This window comes from Bradyrhizobium sp. (genome assembly GCF_027307225.1).
GTDB lineage: Bacteria > Pseudomonadota > Alphaproteobacteria > Rhizobiales > Xanthobacteraceae > Bradyrhizobium.
On sequence record NZ_DAHUXJ010000020.1, the window covers coordinates 17,854 to 34,979 of the forward strand.

16 protein-coding genes are annotated in these 17,126 nt (G+C 63.0%); 4 read left to right on the forward strand and 12 right to left on the reverse strand.

Going from position 1 to position 17,126, the window contains the following annotated elements; genetic code table 11:
* Positions 1–2: 2 nt before the first annotated feature.
* From M6D32_RS03595 to M6D32_RS03645, 11 genes are all read right to left on the reverse strand, one after another.
* The gene (locus M6D32_RS03595) at positions 3–821 is read right to left on the reverse strand and encodes an FAD binding domain-containing protein (protein WP_298253438.1); all 819 of its coding nucleotides are present in this window, start codon (positions 819–821) and stop codon (positions 3–5) included.
* 16 nt (positions 822–837) lie between these two features.
* Positions 838–1,281: an SRPBCC family protein gene (locus M6D32_RS03600; protein ID WP_298253440.1), complete on the reverse strand. Its 444-nt coding sequence runs from the start codon at positions 1,279–1,281 to the stop codon at positions 838–840.
* A 3-nt stretch (positions 1,282–1,284) separates the two neighbouring features.
* Positions 1,285–1,722, reverse strand: a complete 438-nt coding sequence (locus tag M6D32_RS03605; protein ID WP_298253442.1) for an SRPBCC family protein — start codon at positions 1,720–1,722, stop codon at positions 1,285–1,287.
* A 9-nt stretch (positions 1,723–1,731) separates the two neighbouring features.
* Complete coding sequence (locus M6D32_RS03610; protein WP_298253444.1) at positions 1,732–4,632, reverse strand: flotillin family protein; 2,901 nt, start codon at positions 4,630–4,632, stop codon at positions 1,732–1,734.
* A gap of 25 nt (positions 4,633–4,657) precedes the next feature.
* Positions 4,658–5,491 carry a phosphoenolpyruvate hydrolase family protein gene (locus M6D32_RS03615; protein WP_298253446.1) on the reverse strand — a complete coding sequence of 278 codons (834 nt, stop codon included), beginning with the start codon at positions 5,489–5,491 and terminating at the stop codon, positions 4,658–4,660.
* Positions 5,492–5,494: 3 nt separating this feature from the next.
* Entirely contained in the window at positions 5,495–7,711 is a 2,217-nt protein-coding gene (locus M6D32_RS03620) for an ABC transporter permease (protein ID WP_298253449.1), read from the reverse strand.
* Positions 7,704–8,486: an ABC transporter ATP-binding protein gene (locus M6D32_RS03625; RefSeq protein ID WP_298253451.1), complete on the reverse strand. Its 783-nt coding sequence runs from the start codon at positions 8,484–8,486 to the stop codon at positions 7,704–7,706. The genes M6D32_RS03620 and M6D32_RS03625 overlap by 8 nt, the downstream gene beginning before the upstream one ends.
* Positions 8,479–9,567 carry a branched-chain amino acid ABC transporter permease gene (locus M6D32_RS03630; RefSeq protein ID WP_298253453.1) on the reverse strand — a complete coding sequence of 363 codons (1,089 nt, stop codon included), beginning with the start codon at positions 9,565–9,567 and terminating at the stop codon, positions 8,479–8,481. The genes M6D32_RS03625 and M6D32_RS03630 overlap by 8 nt, the downstream gene beginning before the upstream one ends.
* A gap of 1 nt (position 9,568) precedes the next feature.
* Positions 9,569–10,579: a branched-chain amino acid ABC transporter permease gene (locus M6D32_RS03635; protein WP_298253455.1), complete on the reverse strand. Its 1,011-nt coding sequence runs from the start codon at positions 10,577–10,579 to the stop codon at positions 9,569–9,571.
* A gap of 197 nt (positions 10,580–10,776) precedes the next feature.
* The gene (locus M6D32_RS03640) at positions 10,777–11,601 is read right to left on the reverse strand and encodes an AraC family transcriptional regulator (RefSeq protein WP_298253457.1); all 825 of its coding nucleotides are present in this window, start codon (positions 11,599–11,601) and stop codon (positions 10,777–10,779) included.
* A 247-nt stretch (positions 11,602–11,848) separates the two neighbouring features.
* A complete protein-coding gene (locus tag M6D32_RS03645) occupies positions 11,849–13,099 on the reverse strand; it encodes an ABC transporter substrate-binding protein (protein ID WP_298253459.1) in 1,251 nt (416 codons plus the stop codon).
* A 167-nt stretch (positions 13,100–13,266) separates the two neighbouring features.
* Between M6D32_RS03645 and M6D32_RS03650 the strand changes: the two genes are divergently transcribed.
* The 4 genes from M6D32_RS03650 to M6D32_RS03665 are packed head-to-tail and all read left to right on the forward strand — an operon-like array spanning position 13,267 to position 15,642.
* Positions 13,267–13,515, forward strand: coding sequence for a CDGSH iron-sulfur domain-containing protein (locus M6D32_RS03650; protein WP_298253461.1), 249 nt, complete (start codon positions 13,267–13,269; stop codon positions 13,513–13,515).
* A 22-nt stretch (positions 13,516–13,537) separates the two neighbouring features.
* The gene (locus tag M6D32_RS03655) at positions 13,538–13,687 is read left to right on the forward strand and encodes a hypothetical protein (RefSeq protein WP_298253463.1); all 150 of its coding nucleotides are present in this window, start codon (positions 13,538–13,540) and stop codon (positions 13,685–13,687) included.
* 3 nt (positions 13,688–13,690) lie between these two features.
* Positions 13,691–14,959, forward strand: a complete 1,269-nt coding sequence (locus M6D32_RS03660; protein ID WP_298253464.1) for a M20 family metallopeptidase — start codon at positions 13,691–13,693, stop codon at positions 14,957–14,959.
* 17 nt (positions 14,960–14,976) lie between these two features.
* Entirely contained in the window at positions 14,977–15,642 is a 666-nt protein-coding gene (locus tag M6D32_RS03665) for a trimeric intracellular cation channel family protein (RefSeq protein WP_298253466.1), read from the forward strand.
* A gap of 189 nt (positions 15,643–15,831) precedes the next feature.
* Here M6D32_RS03665 and M6D32_RS03670 read toward each other — a convergent pair whose 3' ends face one another.
* The gene (locus M6D32_RS03670; RefSeq protein ID WP_298253468.1) at positions 15,832–17,103 is read right to left on the reverse strand and encodes an MFS transporter; all 1,272 of its coding nucleotides are present in this window, start codon (positions 17,101–17,103) and stop codon (positions 15,832–15,834) included.
* Positions 17,104–17,126 lie beyond the last annotated feature (23 nt).

Below are 17,126 nucleotides of genomic sequence, written 5' to 3' on the forward strand. Positions count from 1 at the left end.
TCCTATTTCTGACCGGACAACAGGCGCCGCAGATGAACGCCGACGATCTCGCGCCGATACCAGCCGCTCGCCAGTGCATTGTCCGCGGGTGACGTGCCTTCGACCGCAGCTGACGCTGCGGCCGTAATGCTTGAAGCATCGAGCGGGCGTCCTTCCAGCGCGCGCTCAGCGGCCTTGGCTCGGACTTGCGTCTGCGCCATCGAACCAAGTGCAATCCTTGCGCCCAGCACGCGCCCACTGCTGACCGGCAGATGCGCGGCGAGCGTGATGACCGATCCGCCCTTCGGCTTGATCCGGGCGACCTTTCGATAGTGGAAGGCTTCAGCGGCAAGCGGCTTCTGGCACGATACCGACAAAACCAGTGCGCCCGCCTGCCGCTCACGCGATTGCAGGAACTCCTCGATCGGGATGTCGCGCGCGCCAAAGCCGCCTTGCACGGAAACCACGGCGTCGAGCGCCAGCAGCGCGACCGCGAAGTCACCATAAGGATTTGGCGCGAAGAGATTGCCGCCAACCGTCCCCATATTCCGCACGGCCGGACCACCGATCGAGCGGGCTGGTGCGTGGAGGAAAGCAAAGTCGCGCTCGGCCAAGATGCGCGCGAAGGTGACGCCGGCGCCGATCGTCACGCGCGGTCCGGACGCGTCTATGCGCAGCAACGCCTGGTCTTGGGCGCGCACAATGCTCGAGATCGAGAGGTCGCCTTCGTTGAGCGCGCGCATGACGAGCGTACCGCCACCGAAATAGCGCGCGCCGCGGTCGGACGACAACGCTGCGGCCGCTTCACCGACATTTGAAAATGTTTTCACCGTGACAGGCATCCATTCTTCTCCACGCTCAACTGGCCCCGCCAAGATGGCGGCGGATGGCGTCAAATCCAGCCTGATAGATCTGCTCCGAGACCATTTCGGTAAGACGTTTGTCGTCCTCGGGCCGTGTGATGAACCGCGACTCCCAATGCCAGAAGGTGCGATCGCCATCGGTAACCGGCAGCAGGCGAACGTGCGCCACATAGTTGAACATCGGAAGCGGCGTATCGAGCAGGCAATAGGTGAACGTCTGTTCGAGATCGGAAAGCGCCAGCAATTGTTCGCGCAACTCGGCGCCGTCCTGCAGCTTGAACCGGCGCACACAGCCGATCTTGTCGGACGGCTGTGCCCGCTCGATCGTGCTGGTCGCAACCGCGGGATGCCAGCGATCATGCCCGTTGAAGTCGCGCAGCACGGCCCACGCTGCATCAGTCGGCGCGTTCAGGATCGTGCTTTTGACGATATGCGGCACCGCTCAGCCTCCAAACGCCCGCTTCAGCGCGTCAAAGCCGCCCTGAAACACGCCGCCGCCGATGTTGCCGACGAGCTCTGCCTCGCGTTCCGGCGCGCAATCGAACTCGGCGGTCCATTCCAGGAACGTCTGATCGCCGTCGGTGACCGGCGTGAGCCGCAGCGTGGCGACATAGTTCTCGACCGCCATCGGCGATTCCAGGATCGAGTAAGTGCAGAACATGTCGTAGTCCGACAGGCCCAGCAGCTTCTCGCGGATGCGATCGCCGTTACGCAGGCGGAAGTCGCGCACGCAGCCGATCTTGTCGGCAGCCTCACCGCCTTCGATCCGGCTCTCTGCGATTGCGGGATGCCAGTTCGGCAGGCCGTTGAAATCGCGCACGCGCGCCCAGACGCGCTCGTTGCGGGCATTGACGACAGTGGACACATAGACCCGGGCCATGGCGAGCTCTTATCCTTTCTTGCGCGGGCCGCGCTCGATGGGCGTCTCGGCGGCACCAGTGTCGCCCGCGGGGGGCGACGCCGGCCTGCCCTCGCCGCCTTTCTTGCGGGACGATTCCCGTATGCCCTGCATGTCACGGGCTTCGCGGATAAGCCCCGGCATCTTGGCGAGGCTCCCACCCTCGACCCCGATGTCCGACAGGAGCGAGTCGATCAGCGGCGCCTGCACACGGTAGCGCAACGCCGAGTCGATCACCTCGTCGGTCGCGCTGCGGCCGCCACTGCCGCCGCCATTGCCGTTGAGGCCGTCTACCTGGAGAATGCGGATGCCCTCGATCTTCTCCATAGGCTTGACGCTTTCGCGCACGATGCCCTCGATGCGATCGAGCAGCTTGCGGCGGAACAGCGAATAGCGAGCTTGGTCGGTGAGCACGTTTTCGGCCTCGTTGAGCATCCGTTGGGCCTCGGCTTCGACGGCGGCGCGGACCCGCTCGGCTTCGGCGGCAATCCGTGTCTCCTCGGCTTGTTTCTCGGCCAGCATGACCTCGATGGTCTTGCGCCGCTTGGCAATCTCGCTCTCCCGCGCGGTGACGACCCGCTCGGCAGCCTCGGTTGCGTGAGCCCTGGCGTCTTCGGCTGCGGCGCGCGCGGCCAACTCCTCCAGCGACTTCTGATGGATGGCGATCGATTTCTCGAGCATCGCTGTTTCGACGTCTTTCTCGCGACCAACCTCCAGCCTACGCAGATCTCGCTCTCGGCCGACCCGGGCCTCATCCAGGCCACGGTCGGACGCGATACGGGCGCGCTCGACCTCCTCGCGGGATGCGATCTCGGCTTCCTGCAAGGACTGCGTGCGGGCAATCTCGAGCTGCTCGATGGCGCGCCTGCGCTCGATCCGTGCTGCTTCCAGCGCCTGCTCACGCGAGACGTCGGTGGTCTCGACTTCCTTGCGTGCAATGATTTCCGCCTGCCGAACCTGGCGATCGGCATCCGCCCGCTCCGAGCGTTTCGCCGCAAGCGCGATCACCCGCTCCTCGTCCGCGATCTCGACCGCCTTCTTCTGGTCGATATTGAGGACCTCCCGGGTCTTCGACGAATTGATGCGCTCGGTCTCGAGTGCCAGTTCGACATCGATGCGCTGTCGCTCAATGGCGTCGCGCCGTTTGAGCTCGGCGGCCTCGATCGCTTCGCTTCGCGCGATCTCGAGACTTCGGGTCTCACGCTCGGCGCGGATGCGCTCGGCGGCCACGACCTTCTCCTGCAAGATCCGTGCGGCTTCGATCGCCTCTCGGGACGCAATGTCGGCTTCCTCGACCGCGCGATTGCGGGCGATCTCAAGCGCGCGCACCCGCTCTTCCTGCCCGATGCGGGAGGCTTCGGTCGCTTCACGTGCCGCAATGCCGGCGACATCCAGCAGCTTGTTGCGATTGATCTCGAGTTGACGGGTGGCTTGCTCGGCAGCGATACGTTCAGCGGCGAGATTGCGCTCCCGTGCGATGCGGGCGGCTTCCACCGCCTTCTGCGCCTCGATCTCCGCCTCCTGCACGCTGCGGACCTGCTGGATTTCCATCGAACGGGTGCGCTCATCCGAGGTGATGCGCTCGAGATTTACGGTCATGGTCTGGGCGATGCGGGCCTTTTCGGTCGCCTCCCGCGCTGCGATTTCGGCTTCCTCGACCGCCCTGGCACGCTCGATCTCCCGCCGGCGGGTTTCTTCCTCATTGGCAATGCGCGCGTCGGTCACGGCGCGATCTTGCTGGATACGCGCTTTCTCGACAGCTTCGCGCGCGGAGATTTCGGCTTCCTCCACGGTACGCGTGCGCTCGATGTCGCGCTGGCGGATCTCCTTCTCGGAGGCAATCCGCGCACTGTCGATAGCGCGCTGGTTAGCGATCCTGGTCTTCTCGATTTCTTCCCGGGCGAGCAGTTCCTTTTCCTCGACGGCGCGGGTGCGCTCGATCTCACGTTGCCGGGTCTCTCGCTCCGAGGCGATCCGCGCTTCCGCGATGGCAAGCTCGTTGGCGATGCGGGCCTTTTCGATGGCCTCGCGCGCCGTGAACTGCGCCTGTTCGGCTTCGGTCTCACGAAGGGCCCGTTCACGGGCAACTTCCGTGCGCTGCAAGGCACGCCGCATCTCGATGTCGCGCTCCTGCTCGAGACGTGCGGTCTCGCTTTCGCGCTCGATCTCCAACGCTTGTCGCTCGGCATCGAGATTACGGGCGCGGATCTTGATCATCGAGTCTTGTTCGATGTCGTTGCGCAGCTTGCGCTTGGCCTCGATGTCCTCCATCAGCCGGGTCAACCCTTCGGCGTCGAAGCGGTTCGACGGGTTGAAAAACTCCAGATCGGTCTGATCGAGATCGGTGATTGCAACCGACTCCAGCTCAAGGCCGTTCTGCGCCAGCGCTTCGGCGGCGGCCGCCTTGACGCGCGCAACATATTCGCCGCGCTGCTCGTGCATCTGCTCCATGGTCATTTCGGCGGCGACCGAGCGGATGGCAGAGATGAACTTGCCGGAGAGCAAGGCATGCAATTGCTCCGGTTCCAGCGTACGCCGGCCGAGCGTCGCGGCGGCAATCGCAACGGCTTCTCGCGTGGGCTGGACGCGCACATAGAAATCCGCCTCGACGTCCACGCGCATCCTGTCGCGGGTGATGACAGCGTCCTGTCTCGCGCGCGTGATGCCCATCGGCAGCACGTTCATGTTAACCGGCGTGTAATCGTGGATAAAGGGCAGCACGAAGCCGCCGCCATTGATCACGACACGTTCGCCAAGAAAACCGGTGCGGACGAAGGATACTTCCTTCGACGAGCGATGATAGAGCCAGTTGACGATATAAACGACGATGGCGATCGCGATAATCGCGACAATCAACCAGAGGATCAATTGACCAACCAGAAACCCAGACATCTTCTCCTCCCTTCGGTCAGCGGCCCTAACGCGCGCCGATCGCCTTGAATTTGCGTACCTGATCCGTCAGCGCCCGCTCCACGGGAAGGCGCTCCATGGAGGAGGCACCGTAGAAGCCGTGGCATTTGCGAGTATTCTTCATGATGAAATCTGCATCGGCCGGGTCCGCGATCGGACCGCCATGCGCGAGCACGAGAATGTCCGGATTGACGCTAAGCGCGGCCGCCCCCCACGCGTCGATGCGCATCGGACAATCCTCAAGCTTCAAGGCCGTCTGCGCGCCGATAGCGCCACCCGTGGTCAGGCCAAGATGGCACACGATGATGTCCGCACCGGCGATCGCCATCGCCGCCGCTTCTTTCTCGCTGAAAACATAAGGCGTCGTCAGCATATCCATTTCATGGGCCTTTGAGATCATCTCGATTTCCAGTGCGTAAGATATGCCCGTCTCTTCCAGATTGGCCCGGAAAACGCCGTCGATCAGTCCGACGGTTGGAAAATTCTGCACGCCCGCGAATCCCAGCGTTTTCAACTGGTCGAGGAAGATGTCCATGTCGCGGAAAGGATCGGTGCCGTTGACGCCGGCAAGCACCGGCGTCTTGGTGACGATCGGCAACACCTCGCCCGCCATTTCCACGACGATCGCATTGGCGTCGCCGTAAGGCATGAGGCCAGCGAGCGAGCCGCGCCCGGCCATGCGATAACGGCCCGAATTGTAGATCACGATCAGGTCGACGCCGCCGGCTTCCTCGCATTTGGCTGAAAGACCGGTTCCGGCGCCGCCGCCGACGATCGGCTCGCCCCGGGCCACCATGTCTTTGAATTTTTTCAGCAACGCCTTGCGTTCAAACCTTTGCATCGGTCACCTCGCCACTCTACGCCGTCCGCCCGCACGTCCGAGCAGGGAACGGAACGCGCCGACGATAGCAGAAGCAAATTCCGGATCGTTGATGTTGCGTTTGACCCGCACGATCCGGCGATTGCCGGTCTGGCGCACGCTGATTTCGAGCGCCCTAAACAGGGCGGCGTCCGCCTCCGGATCCCAGAACGGCTGCCCGGCTGCATCCAGCGCGGAAACGCCCCCTTCGGGCAGGAAGAGGCGAACAGGTCCGTCCATCTGGTTCAGCCGCTCGCCGACCCAACGGCCCATGCGGTCGTTCTCTTCCGGTGTCGTCCGCATCAGCGTGACCTGCGGATTGTGAACGTGGAATTTGCGATGTCGATATCGCTCGGGGATGCTGTCGGGCGCGCCGAAGTTCACCATGTCCAGCGCTCCGACCGAACCGACATAGGGCACGCGGCTGCGAATAATAGCGCCGAAGCGATCCGCAGTAGCGGGGAATACGCCCCCCATCAGAAGATCGCAGACTTCGGTCGTGGTCAGATCGATCACGCCTGCGAGCTGGCCGGAATCCACCAGCTTTTCCATCGAGCGGCCGCCGACACCCGTAGCGTGGAAGACCAGGCACTCGAAGGCATCCTTGAGCTCGGCCGAGATTTTCTGCACCGCGGGTGTCGTCACACCGAACATGGTGATGCCGACGGAAGGCAGCGCCCCGCTCACTTCGCTTCGAGTGGGGGGGCGCCCATCGAGGCGTGCCCTCACCATTCCGATCAACGCATTGGCGCCATTGGCAAGCACCGCGCGCGAGATCGAGTTGAGGCCCTGCACATCTGTGACCGAATACATCATGGTGATGTCGGACGGCCCGACATAGGACCCCACGTCCCCCGAGGCGACCGAGGAGATGATCAGCTTCGGCACGCCGACCGGTAACGTCCGCATCGCGGGGGCGACCAGCGACGTTCCACCGGACCCGCCGGCAGAGATGATGCCCGCGACATTACCCTGCCGGCCTAGCCATCTGGCAAACGCATCGGCCATCGCCGTGACTGAGGCGCCGCGGTCGGCGCCGAACACGCCTGAGCCGCCGCGGCCATGATTGAGCGCGATCTCCTGCGCCGAGACATCGCAGGTGGAGAGCTTCCCGCTGGTGGAAACGTCGACCAGACGTGTACGCAGGCCGCTTTCGGCGATGATGTTACGGATGAACCGAAGCTCCGTGCCCTTGGTGTCGAGCGTGCCGGCGATCAGCACCACCGGAGGCCCCGATGGCTGTTGGGCGGTCGGTTGCTGCCGCTGCCGCGTGCGGTCCTCCAACCGCGTCACTCCGGTCGAGAGTGTGCGCGCCGCTGCTTCGATCCGCGCGATCGGCGCGGGCTGCGACCAGCGGGTCGGCGACGTGGGATTCGAGACATAGATCCGGATCGGCGCCGTGCCTGGCGCGCGCCGTGGTGCGGCCTCGGCCTCCGGCTTGACGGGCGCCGCAATTTCAAGATCACCTTCTTCGGCATGAACGCCGACGCCGAGCAGATGCTGCTGCAGGTCACGATCGGCCGACAGGCGCGCGGATTCGATGATGCGGTTAATCCTGCCATTGACCATGATCGCGACGTTCCTTGAGACCGCCGTCGCCACGCCGATGTTCTGCTCGATGACCAACACCGAGATGTCGCCTTCGTCGCCCAAGCGCACCAGCATATCCTCGACTTGCCCGACTATCACCGGAGCAAGCCCCTCGGTTGGCTCGTCCATCACGAGGAGATGCGGATTGGTCAAAAGCGCGCGCGAGATCGCGAGCATCTGCTGTTCGCCGCCCGAAAGCTGCCCGCCGCCGTGGTCCTTGCGTTCGGCCAGGCGCGGGAATGTTTCGTAGATACGCTCGACGCTCCATGGGCCGCGCCGGATGCCGGCGGCAAGACGCAGATGCTCGTCGACGCTGAGCGATCGCCAGAGCCGCCTTCCCTGCGGTACATAGCCGACGCCGAGACGCGCGATGCTGGCCGGCGGCATCGACGTAATGTCTTCGCCACGAACGCGGATCGAGCCGCCGCTCGCCCGCAACAGGCCCATGATGGTCTTGCACAGCGTGGTCTTGCCCATGCCGTTGCGTCCAACCACCGCGAACACGCCGGACTCGAGCGTGAGGTCGATGCCTTGCAAAGCATGCGAATGGCCATAAAACACATCGAGGCCACGGACTTCGAGAGCTGGCGCGGAGCGACGGACGTCAGTCATGCCCGCCCCCTAGATAAAGCTCCTGCACTTCCGGATCGGATTCTATCTCCTGCGGCAGGCCTTCTTTGAAGACCCGGCCGTTGTGCATCATGGTGACACTCTCGACCACACGCAGCGCCACATCCATGTCGTGCTCGATAATGATGTAGCCGATATGCGAAGGCAGCGACGTCAGGATCTCGATCAATTCGCGCCGTTCGGCCGGCGACAGACCTGCCGCCGGCTCGTCAAACAGGATGAAGCGCGGCGCGCCCGCAAGCGCCAGCGCGATCTCGAGCTGCCGTTGTTGTCCATGGGCGAGCTCGGACACGCGCCGTGCCTTGACAGCCGTCAGATGCACCGCCCCGATCAACAGATCGGTTGAATGCATCAGCGCATCATCGGGACGCGCGCGCAGGAGCGAGAAGCGTCCGCGCGAAACGCCGCAGCAGGCGAGATAGACGTTGTCCTGCACGGTCAGACCGGGAAACAGTGCCGAGATCTGGTAGGTGCGGCGCAGGCCACGACGAATGCGCTCGTAAGGCGGGAAATGGGTGATGTCCTCGCCGAAGAAACGGATGGTGCCCGAGGACGGCAGAAAATCGCCGGTGACGCAGTTGAACAGCGTGGTCTTGCCAGCGCCGTTGGAGCCGAGCACCGCGCGACGCTCGCCCGGCCGCACGGTGATGGTGACATCGGTCAGTGCCGCGAGCGCGCCGAACATCCTGGTCACGCCGCGCAACTCCAGCGCCGCCCCTGCACCGACCGCGGAAATGCGCCGGGCGACGCTATCCATGGCCGCTGCCTCCGCGCGCACGGCTTTCAGTCCTGACGGCGCGGCGACGCCAGCGCTCCCAGAGGCCGATCACGCCGTCAGACGACCAGAACACGATGACGAGGAAGCCGATGCCGATCAGAAGACGGAACCGGTTTCCGTCGAGGCCGACCTTGACCAGAAAGTCGAGCGCAAACGTGCGCAGGATGACGAAGATGAAGGCGCCGACAAAGGGGCCGACCGGCCGGCTAATGCCGCCGACCACCGCGATAATCAGGATATCGATGCAGCGTTCGACCCCGATCGAGCCGGGCGAGATCTGGCGGTAATTCCAGACCTGGAGCACCCCAGCGAGCGCTGCGATAAAGGAGGCGATGGCGTAGGCCGCAACGCGATGCGCGTTGACATTGAAGCCGAGCGCCGCCATGCGCCGCGGATTGTCACGGACGCCCTGCAAGGCGAGGCCGAATGGCGCGCGGGAGATATAGAGCACCGCGAAATAACACAGCGCCGCGGTGGCAAGAATGACGTAGTAAAAGGCAATATCGGAACGCCAGTCGACGCCCCAGAAATGCGGGGTCGCGATGGTATTGATACCGGTATGGCCGTTGAAGATCGCCCAGTTCTGGTTGGTGAAGTAGTAGAAGGCCGCGCCAATCGCCAGCGTGATCATGATGGTGTAGATGCCCTCGGTGCGCACCGCGAGCGCGCCGCCGAAGGTGCCGAAGGCGGTGGCGAGCGCAAGCGCCATCGGTACCGCCAACCACCACGGCCAGCCCAGGCTGATGTTGGCGCTGCCGCTGACGCCGAACACCGCAACCATGTAGCCGGCGAAACCGGCGACGGTAAGCTGCATCAAGCTGACCATGCCGCCATAACCGGCGAGTAACATCAGGCTGAGCGCGATCGTCCCGAGGATCAGCGTCGTGCCGAAGATCTCGATCAGGAAGAAGCTATTGGCGATAAGGGGCATGATGAGGAGAAGTACCGCGACGAGCGGCGGCGCCGGGCTGTCGAATTCCATCCACGCGATCGCCGCCCGACGTTGGGCGGCGGTTGCCGGCGGTTTGGCATGCAAGCGGGCTTCCTGGATCAATGACATGTCAGCGCCTCGCCAACAGACCCTGCGGCCGAATGGCCAGCACGAGCACCATGATCAGGAAGGTCACCACGATGGCGTAGGTCGGGATGTAGACCGAGCCGAGTTGCTCGGCGAGGCCGATGATCAGCGCACCGAGCGCCGCGCCCGGGATCGATCCCATCCCGCCGACGATGACGACGACAAGCGATGCAAGGAGAAAGCGGATGTCTTCGCCCGGTGAAATCGACTGGAATGTTCCGCCGACGACGCCGGCAATGCCCGCGAGACCGGCGCCCAGGGCGAAGATGATGACGAATACGATCTGGATTCGGACACCGGTGGCGGCGAGGATATCGCGATCGTCGACGCCCGCGCGCACCATCATGCCGATGCGGGTACGGTTGAGCGCGAGCCACATGACGACGCCGATCACGACCGATGCGGCGAGGATTACAAGCCGCACCAACGGGTATCGCAGATAGACGGCTTCGCCTGAAGACTTGACCGCGGTCACGAGCGGCAGTTCGACCGGGCCGATCAGCCATTGCGGGGTCTGGATCTGATAAAAGTCGCCGCCGAACGCCCACAACATGAGATCAGCGAAAACGATCGAAAGACCGATCGTCACCATGGTCTGGCGCAGGTCCTCGCCCTCCATGCGGCGGAACACGACGAGCTGCAGGATGATGCCAACCAGCGCGACGAGAATGAAGGCGGCGATGAAGCTGAGGACCCAAGATCCAGTCCATGAGCTGACTGCGTAACCGACGTATCCGCCGAACAGGTAGAGCGACCCGTGCGCCAGATTGACGTTGCGCATCAGGCCGAAGATCAGCGTGAAGCCGCTTGCCACCAGGAAGTAGAGGCCGCCAAGCGTGATGCCGTTGAAGACGGCGTTGAGAAAGACCTTCTTCCGGCCGATCGCCTCCTCAAGGCCCGGCGGCCAGACCGCGAAAATCAGCCAGAGCAGCACCACGGCCGCGATCAGCGCGATCAGCGCCCAAGCCGGATGGCGTTCGATGAAACGACTCACGCCTGCCACCCGCTCGTCCCGGTGACTCCCGGACGAAGATCGCGGGCTTTGGAGCTGGCGGCCACTCGCGCCGTCACCATCATATCCTCCCAGCGCCCCGGCCATTTCGATCGGCCGTCGGTTCTGCGCATCGTTTGGCATCCTAGCGACGCCACAAGAGGGGGACTTGATCGTCAGTATCTTTTCGTAAGGTGGGCCTAGGGCCGCAACACCTTGGCGGCGCGACGGTATTCCGTCGGCGCCATGCCCACATTGGCGGCGAAGAAACGGGTAAATCCGCTTTGCGAGGAGAAGCCGAGGTCGAAGCCGATATCTGCGATCGGCGCTTCGGTCGCGACCAGTGAATCGAGCGCCTGTTCCATCATCAAGGTATTAAGATAGAGATGGGGTGTAACGCCGGTCTGTGTGCGAAACAGGCGATAGAAATGCGGACGGGAAAGTCCGGATTCCTTCGCGATCAAGTCGAGCTCAAGCTCGGCACCGAGGCCTTCTGACATCAGCTTGATGGATTTACGCACCCGGAAGTCGGTGACCGACGCCGCACGCGCCTCCTGCGCCGGTTCGTCAGCTTGCCAGCTTTCGTCGTAGCAGCCGTCGATCAGCTGCCGCAGTTCACAATCGAGACCGGAGAGTGACGGCGCGCCACAAACCAACGCTGCAGTGCGGCGAATATGCCGGTCGAGCGCGGCAGTGCGCTGGAAACAGGTTCTGCCGAAACGCAGGCCCTGCGCACGCATAGCGTCGGGGGCAAACCATTCGGGGTTGACATAAAGAACGAAGAAGATCGCGCCACTATCCATATCGGTGGGCACGAAATTATGCGGCTCCCATGGATTGATGGCAACGATGGAGCTCTCGGTCAGGAGCCATCGGTCCTCGCAGACATCGATGCGCGCCGGCGTTCCACCGACATGAAAAATCAGATGCCCCTCGCGATGCGCATGCATGTTGAACGGGCGGTTCAACTGATAGACCGTCGCGCGACCGAACCGGCCGTGGAAGACGGCAAGCGCTCGGCTCATGCCCTCCCCTCCCGCAGGATGACCTAGTACCTCGTCACAGTGGTTTTGACCGGTTGAATTTGGGTCCGAAGCACCCTGTCCGCCAGCATACCGGCCAGTTCAAAGAGTCAAAACCTGTGTGCAGAGGTACTGTCTGGTTTTTCAATAAGCGTCGATCATCCGGGGATGGAAAGCAAGAGCCGAGAAGGGTTGCCGCGACCAATATTGTCGCAGCAGCCGCTCCTCAAGCTCGTAGAAGCGGGAGAGGTTAGTACTTCTTGCACTCCGGAACGGTTCGACTCGGCAGGCCGATTTTGGCGAAGACGGCCGGGTCGTAGCCGAGTGTCTGGTTCACGTTCGGAATGACCTTCACGACCTTGCTGAAGAGTGCGCCCTTGCCGTCGTCCACCACTTCCGTGACGAAGTTCGTGCCGATTGCCTGGCGGTTGGAGTCGAGCTTGATCTTGCCGTTCGGAGCGTCGATCTCGATCTTGGCAAGTGCATCCTTGAGCTTGGCCTGATTGTTGCTGAGATCGCCGTTGACCTGACGGAGTGCAAGGATCAGCGCCATGGTCGCATCGTAATAGTTGGTGGCGAGCAACGACGGACTCGGGAATCGCTTCGCCGGTGGGAACGCGTCCTGATAGGCCTTGACGAATTTCTGCCAACCCGGATCGTCCCAGGTATCGGCCTGACCACTCGCCGCGATCGTGCCAATCAGTGCGTTCTTGGCGTTGCCCTTCGCCGACAGAATGGTCTGGTCGACCATGATCGAGCCGCCCATCAGATGGGCCTTGCCGCCGGCCTGCTGGTACTGATTGAGGAAATTGACCGCGTCAGCGCCTCCGAGGCCGAGATAGATCGCATCCACATCGTCCGGCAGCGCCGCGATGACCGATGCGAAATCCTTGGTGCCGAGTGGCACCCATTGCCTGCTGGTAATCTGACCGCCAGCCGCGCAGTACTCCAGCACGAGCCCGAATACCTGCGTGTAGACGAAGGAATAGTCTTCGCCCACGGTTGCGATCTTCTTGTAACCCTTGTTTTCATAGGCGTATTTGCCGAGGCCGACCTGCCACTGTGCGCCATCCATGTTGTAGCGGAAGAAGTTCGGCGCCGGATCGACATAGGTGGTTTCCTGCGCACCGGAAGCGGCGTTGACGAAAGTCAGCTCGGGATGGGTCTTTGCGAAATTCTTGACCGCGATGCCTTCGTCACCTGAAAGCGGCGAGAGGAGGATCTGTACTTTGTCCTGGTCGATCAGCTTGCGCACGGCGCGGACAGCTGAATCCGGCGTCGCGTCGGTCGAGGCGACGACGAACTCGAGCTCCTTGTCGCCGATCTTTTTTCCGAAGGTGTTGATCGCGGTTTGGAAGCCGCGAATGCCATCTTCGCCAAGTACGGTATAAGTCCCTTCGAGTGTCGCCGTAATGCCAACCTTGATCTTTTCCTGAGCGAAGGCCGCGCTCGAGAGCAACAGGCTCGTCAACGCGACCAGTCCCACACAACCTTTCAACATCAGACTCCTCCCTTGTCGTGCCACTTCGTGGTGGCCGCAGCCGCTGCGACCAGGCATCGCCGGACAAGGCTATCCGAAGACGGAGCGCGCGCGCCCCGCCGAGGCGCTTGCTGCTTGACGGGTAGTCTCATTTTTCTATGTTGCAGCGCGAAGAGCTGGGTCGGACCATGCCAGTAGCGCGCAACAATATGGTGCCGGACGACCGCACTGGACTGCCCGTTTCGATAGGTCTCGTCGAGGACCCCCTGGATGGCTGCAGCGGACCGCTCTGGTTGCGCGGCGGAATTGCCGTCATTTCGGCGGATGGCTTTGAATACGAGGTACGCAACCGCGTTACGCTGTGCCGATGCGGAGCGTCGAAGAACAAGCCGTTTTGTGACGGCACACATGCGTCGATAAAATTTCAGGCGACATAGTAATACAAGGGAGGACGACAACATGAACAGCCAGGAAAAAGCCGTCACCACAGTCGATAAGCTGATTGCGGCGACCAAGGACAAGGCGGTCCATCACATCGTCGTTTGCGGCCGTCTGTCCAATGCGCCGCCGATCCGCCTTGCGCCAGCTTTCGCGATCATGATGGAGTGACTCATGGCACTGAATCAGACAGGCTCATCCGATCCGGCATTGGGCAATCTCAAAAAGCTCCTCCCGGAACTGGAAGCCCTTTACAAGGATGTGCACTCGCATCCGGAGTTGTCGATGCAGGAGACCCGCACGTCGGCTCTCGCGGCGGATCATCTTCGCGCAGCAGGTTTCGAAGTCACGGCCGGTCTCGGCAAGACCGGCGTCGTCGGCCTGCTCCACAATGGCGATGGACCAACGGTCATGCTGCGCGCGGATATGGACGCGCTACCTGTCGAGGAAGCGACCGGCCTTCCCTACGCGAGCAACGTGACGGCCACTGACCGGGACGGCAATACGGTCCCGGTGTCGCACATGTGCGGCCACGATATGCACGTGGCCTGGCTCGTCGGCGCTACGAAGCTGCTCGCCGAGGCCAGGACGACGTGGCGCGGGACCATCATGGCGGTCTTTCAGCCCGGCGAGGAGACGGCGGAAGGCGCGCAGGCCATGATCGACGACGGGTTGTTCAAGCGCTTCCCGAAGCCGGACGTGGTCCTTGGTCAGCATGTCATGGTGGGGCCGTCGGGCACGGTCGCCGGACGTGCAGGTGCGATCACCTCTGCGGCGGACAGCTTGCAGATCCGCCTGTTTGGTCGTGGCGCCCACGGCTCTATGCCTCAGGCGAGCATCGATCCGGTGGTGATGGCGGCCGCGACGGTGCTGCGGCTGCAAACCATTGTTTCGCGCGAGTTAGCTGCGGCAGAGGCGGCGGTCGTAACCATCGGCGTGCTGCAGGCGGGGACGAAGGAAAACGTCATTCCGGACGAGGCCATCATCAAACTGAACGTGCGGACTTTTGACGCTGGCGTAAGGACGCGCGTATTGAATGCCATCGAGAGGATCGTCAATGCCGAGGCGGCAGCCTCCGGCGCCCCTCGCAAACCGGAGATCACGACGCTGGATCATTATCCTCTCAATGTAAACGACCGGGAGGCCACCAAACGCGTGGTGGACGCATTCCGGGGGCATTTCGGCATCGAGCGCGTACGGGAAACGGGGCCGGCCCCTGCCAGCGAGGACTTCGGATCGTTCGGGACCGAATGGCACGTACCCTCGGTCTTCTGGTTCGTCGGCGGCACCGATCCCGAACTTTACGCAAAGGCGAGAGCAGCAAACAAGCTCAATGAACTTCCGGTGAACCACAGCCCGAAATTCGCGCCCGTTCTTCACCCCACGTTGCAAACCGGGGTTGAAACGCTGGTCGTCGCGACCCGTGCATGGTTGCCGGCATAACGCCGGAAAGCGGTAACATGGAAAAGCTTCCGCTCGTACTTGATCTGACTGGCACCTTCGTCTTCGCGCTTAGCGGAGCATTGGCGGGGGTCAAGCGAGAACTGGACCTGTTCGGCGTACTGGTGCTGTCATTCGCGGCGGCGAATTCCGGAGGCATCACGCGCGACCTTCTGATCGGCGTCGTTCCTCCCGGCGCGGTCGACGACTGGCGCTATCTCGGCGTGTCGCTTTTTGCCGGCCTCGTCACCTTCTACTTTTCGTCCCTTATCGTTCGGATGTCGAACTCGGTTCTTCTTTTCGATGCGGCAGGACTCGCCTTTTTTGCCGTCGCCGGTGCATCGAAAGCGCTGGCCCACGGACTGAATCCGGTCATGGCGATAGTGCTTGGCATGGTGACGGGGATCGGCGGCGGCATGGTCCGTGACGTGCTGCTGGCGGAGATTCCGACGGTGCTTCGTGCAGAACTATATGCCGTCGCGGCACTGGTAGCCGCTGCCATCGTGGTAGTCGGACACGTGCTGCAGTTTCCCGTCGCTCCGGTGACGGCGGTAGCGCTCATTTCATGCTTCTCGCTCCGCGTCATGGCGATGAGGCGCGGCTGGCGGCTTCCGGTTGCTAAAATAAGGGGTCAACACGATCCGAGGGGCACAAAAGCCGTCTCGAAGGGTCCCGAGAAATCCTAACGCCATGCGGCCGCGTGATGCAGGATTCGTCGAAGGTTTGCGACACAGAAGAAGCAAGAGCGCAGGTCGAGCGCGACCAGGAGCGCGACCGCCCGTCACGGCCCGGATATATTCGGGCAGATTTCTGGGGCGAACGACGACGCAAGGTGCCGCAAGCCCGGCAATGCCCCAGGTTGCGGCGGTCGTCGATCATTGCGCCGCTCCCACCGCGGCCCGCGCTGAAGGGCATGCGCCGCCTTCGGCGGACCGGGGCCCGCAGGCGCGCTTCAGTAGCGGCGCAAAAGCAAACCACAGCGCGACGGAGCCCACGGCAAAGCCGCCCAGGACGAGGAATGCGGAAGCGTATCCGATCTCCTGCACGATCCAGCCGCCGATGGCAGGACTGAGAGAGGCGCCGATACCCTGCGCTGTCATGACGGTGCCCTGTCCGACGTTGACGCGGCCGGTGCCGTCGAGGATGCGAGCAACCAGGCCGGGGACCGCCACGCTCTGCAGGCCGGCGCCGACGCCGTCAAGAAACTGGACCGGATAGACCCCCCAGTGGTTAAGCAGATAGGCGGCAAGCACGGCTCGAATTGGAAGCGCGGCAAAGGAAATCAGCAGGACGAGCCAGTAGCCTTGCTTTTCAACCGTGCGCATCGCCGCGATCGCCGCGAAGATCATCGTGCCCTGAGCGATCACGATGGTCATTGCGACGAACCCGGCAGGGTTGCCCTGCTTGTTCGCGACTACGACCATGCCGTAGAGGGGCAGCATGGCGGCATTGCCAAGGTGAAACAGCGCCAACGCCGCCGCGAGCACAAGCAACGGCCTTGTTCTTAGCAGGACGTTGAAGCCGCTGATCTCCTCCCGTCTTTCGTCCGCGGGATAAAATCCGCGCGCGGCATCGTCGTCGATCGCTTCACTCGGGATCAGCAGCACCGAGGCGATGGAGAGAACGCCGAATGCCGCTGCGAGCCAGAACACGGCAGCAAAGCCAAACTGCCAGCCGAGCAGACCTGAAAGACCGGCGCCGACCATGTTGCCGGCATGGTTGAAGGCCTGATTGCGGCCGATCTGCCGGTTGAACCCAGCCTGGTGGACGAGACCTAGCGTGACGCCTGCGACGGCCGGCCCGATTGCCGCGCCGGCGATTGCGGTCGCGACCTGCGAGGTCGCCACCAGCCAGAAATCCTGCGACAGCAGCACCGCGCCAGATCCAATAACCGTGCAAATACCGGGAACGATGACGAACAGCTTCTTGCGGCGCGTGGCGTCGATCAGCGCGCCGGCGGGCGTCGTCACCAGCATGCCGGCAATGCCGCCGGCGGTCATGACGGTCCCGATCCAGCCGTTCTGCCATCCGTGCGCGAGCAGGAACACGCCAAGGAATGGTCCGATACCGGCCTGCATGTCCGCCATGAAGAAATTCAGGGCAAGCAGCGGCTTCAATCCATGCTCTGTCTCGGAGGCCGCACTCATTTCGGTCTCTCCAGAATCGCAAA

What these genes read in the sequence shown, in the direction of transcription:
- M6D32_RS03655 (WP_298253463.1), top strand. Translation starts at nt 13,538, where the DNA reads ATGAACAGCCAGGAAAAAGCCGTCACCACAGTCGATAAGCTGATTGCG.
- M6D32_RS03615 (WP_298253446.1), bottom strand. Translation starts at nt 5,491, where the DNA reads ATGCAAAGGTTTGAACGCAAGGCGTTGCTGAAAAAATTCAAAGACATG.
- M6D32_RS03665 (WP_298253466.1), top strand. Translation starts at nt 14,977, where the DNA reads ATGGAAAAGCTTCCGCTCGTACTTGATCTGACTGGCACCTTCGTCTTC.
- M6D32_RS03610 (WP_298253444.1), bottom strand. Translation starts at nt 4,632, where the DNA reads ATGTCTGGGTTTCTGGTTGGTCAATTGATCCTCTGGTTGATTGTCGCG.
- M6D32_RS03620 (WP_298253449.1), bottom strand. Translation starts at nt 7,711, where the DNA reads ATGACTGACGTCCGTCGCTCCGCGCCAGCTCTCGAAGTCCGTGGCCTC.
- M6D32_RS03595 (WP_298253438.1), bottom strand. Translation starts at nt 821, where the DNA reads ATGCCTGTCACGGTGAAAACATTTTCAAATGTCGGTGAAGCGGCCGCA.
- M6D32_RS03670 (WP_298253468.1), bottom strand. Translation starts at nt 17,103, where the DNA reads ATGAGTGCGGCCTCCGAGACAGAGCATGGATTGAAGCCGCTGCTTGCC.
- M6D32_RS03645 (WP_298253459.1), bottom strand. Translation starts at nt 13,099, where the DNA reads ATGTTGAAAGGTTGTGTGGGACTGGTCGCGTTGACGAGCCTGTTGCTC.
- M6D32_RS03625 (WP_298253451.1), bottom strand. Translation starts at nt 8,486, where the DNA reads ATGGATAGCGTCGCCCGGCGCATTTCCGCGGTCGGTGCAGGGGCGGCG.
- M6D32_RS03660 (WP_298253464.1), top strand. Translation starts at nt 13,691, where the DNA reads ATGGCACTGAATCAGACAGGCTCATCCGATCCGGCATTGGGCAATCTC.
- M6D32_RS03640 (WP_298253457.1), bottom strand. Translation starts at nt 11,601, where the DNA reads ATGAGCCGAGCGCTTGCCGTCTTCCACGGCCGGTTCGGTCGCGCGACG.
- M6D32_RS03605 (WP_298253442.1), bottom strand. Translation starts at nt 1,722, where the DNA reads ATGGCCCGGGTCTATGTGTCCACTGTCGTCAATGCCCGCAACGAGCGC.
- M6D32_RS03630 (WP_298253453.1), bottom strand. Translation starts at nt 9,567, where the DNA reads ATGTCATTGATCCAGGAAGCCCGCTTGCATGCCAAACCGCCGGCAACC.
- M6D32_RS03650 (WP_298253461.1), top strand. Translation starts at nt 13,267, where the DNA reads ATGCCAGTAGCGCGCAACAATATGGTGCCGGACGACCGCACTGGACTG.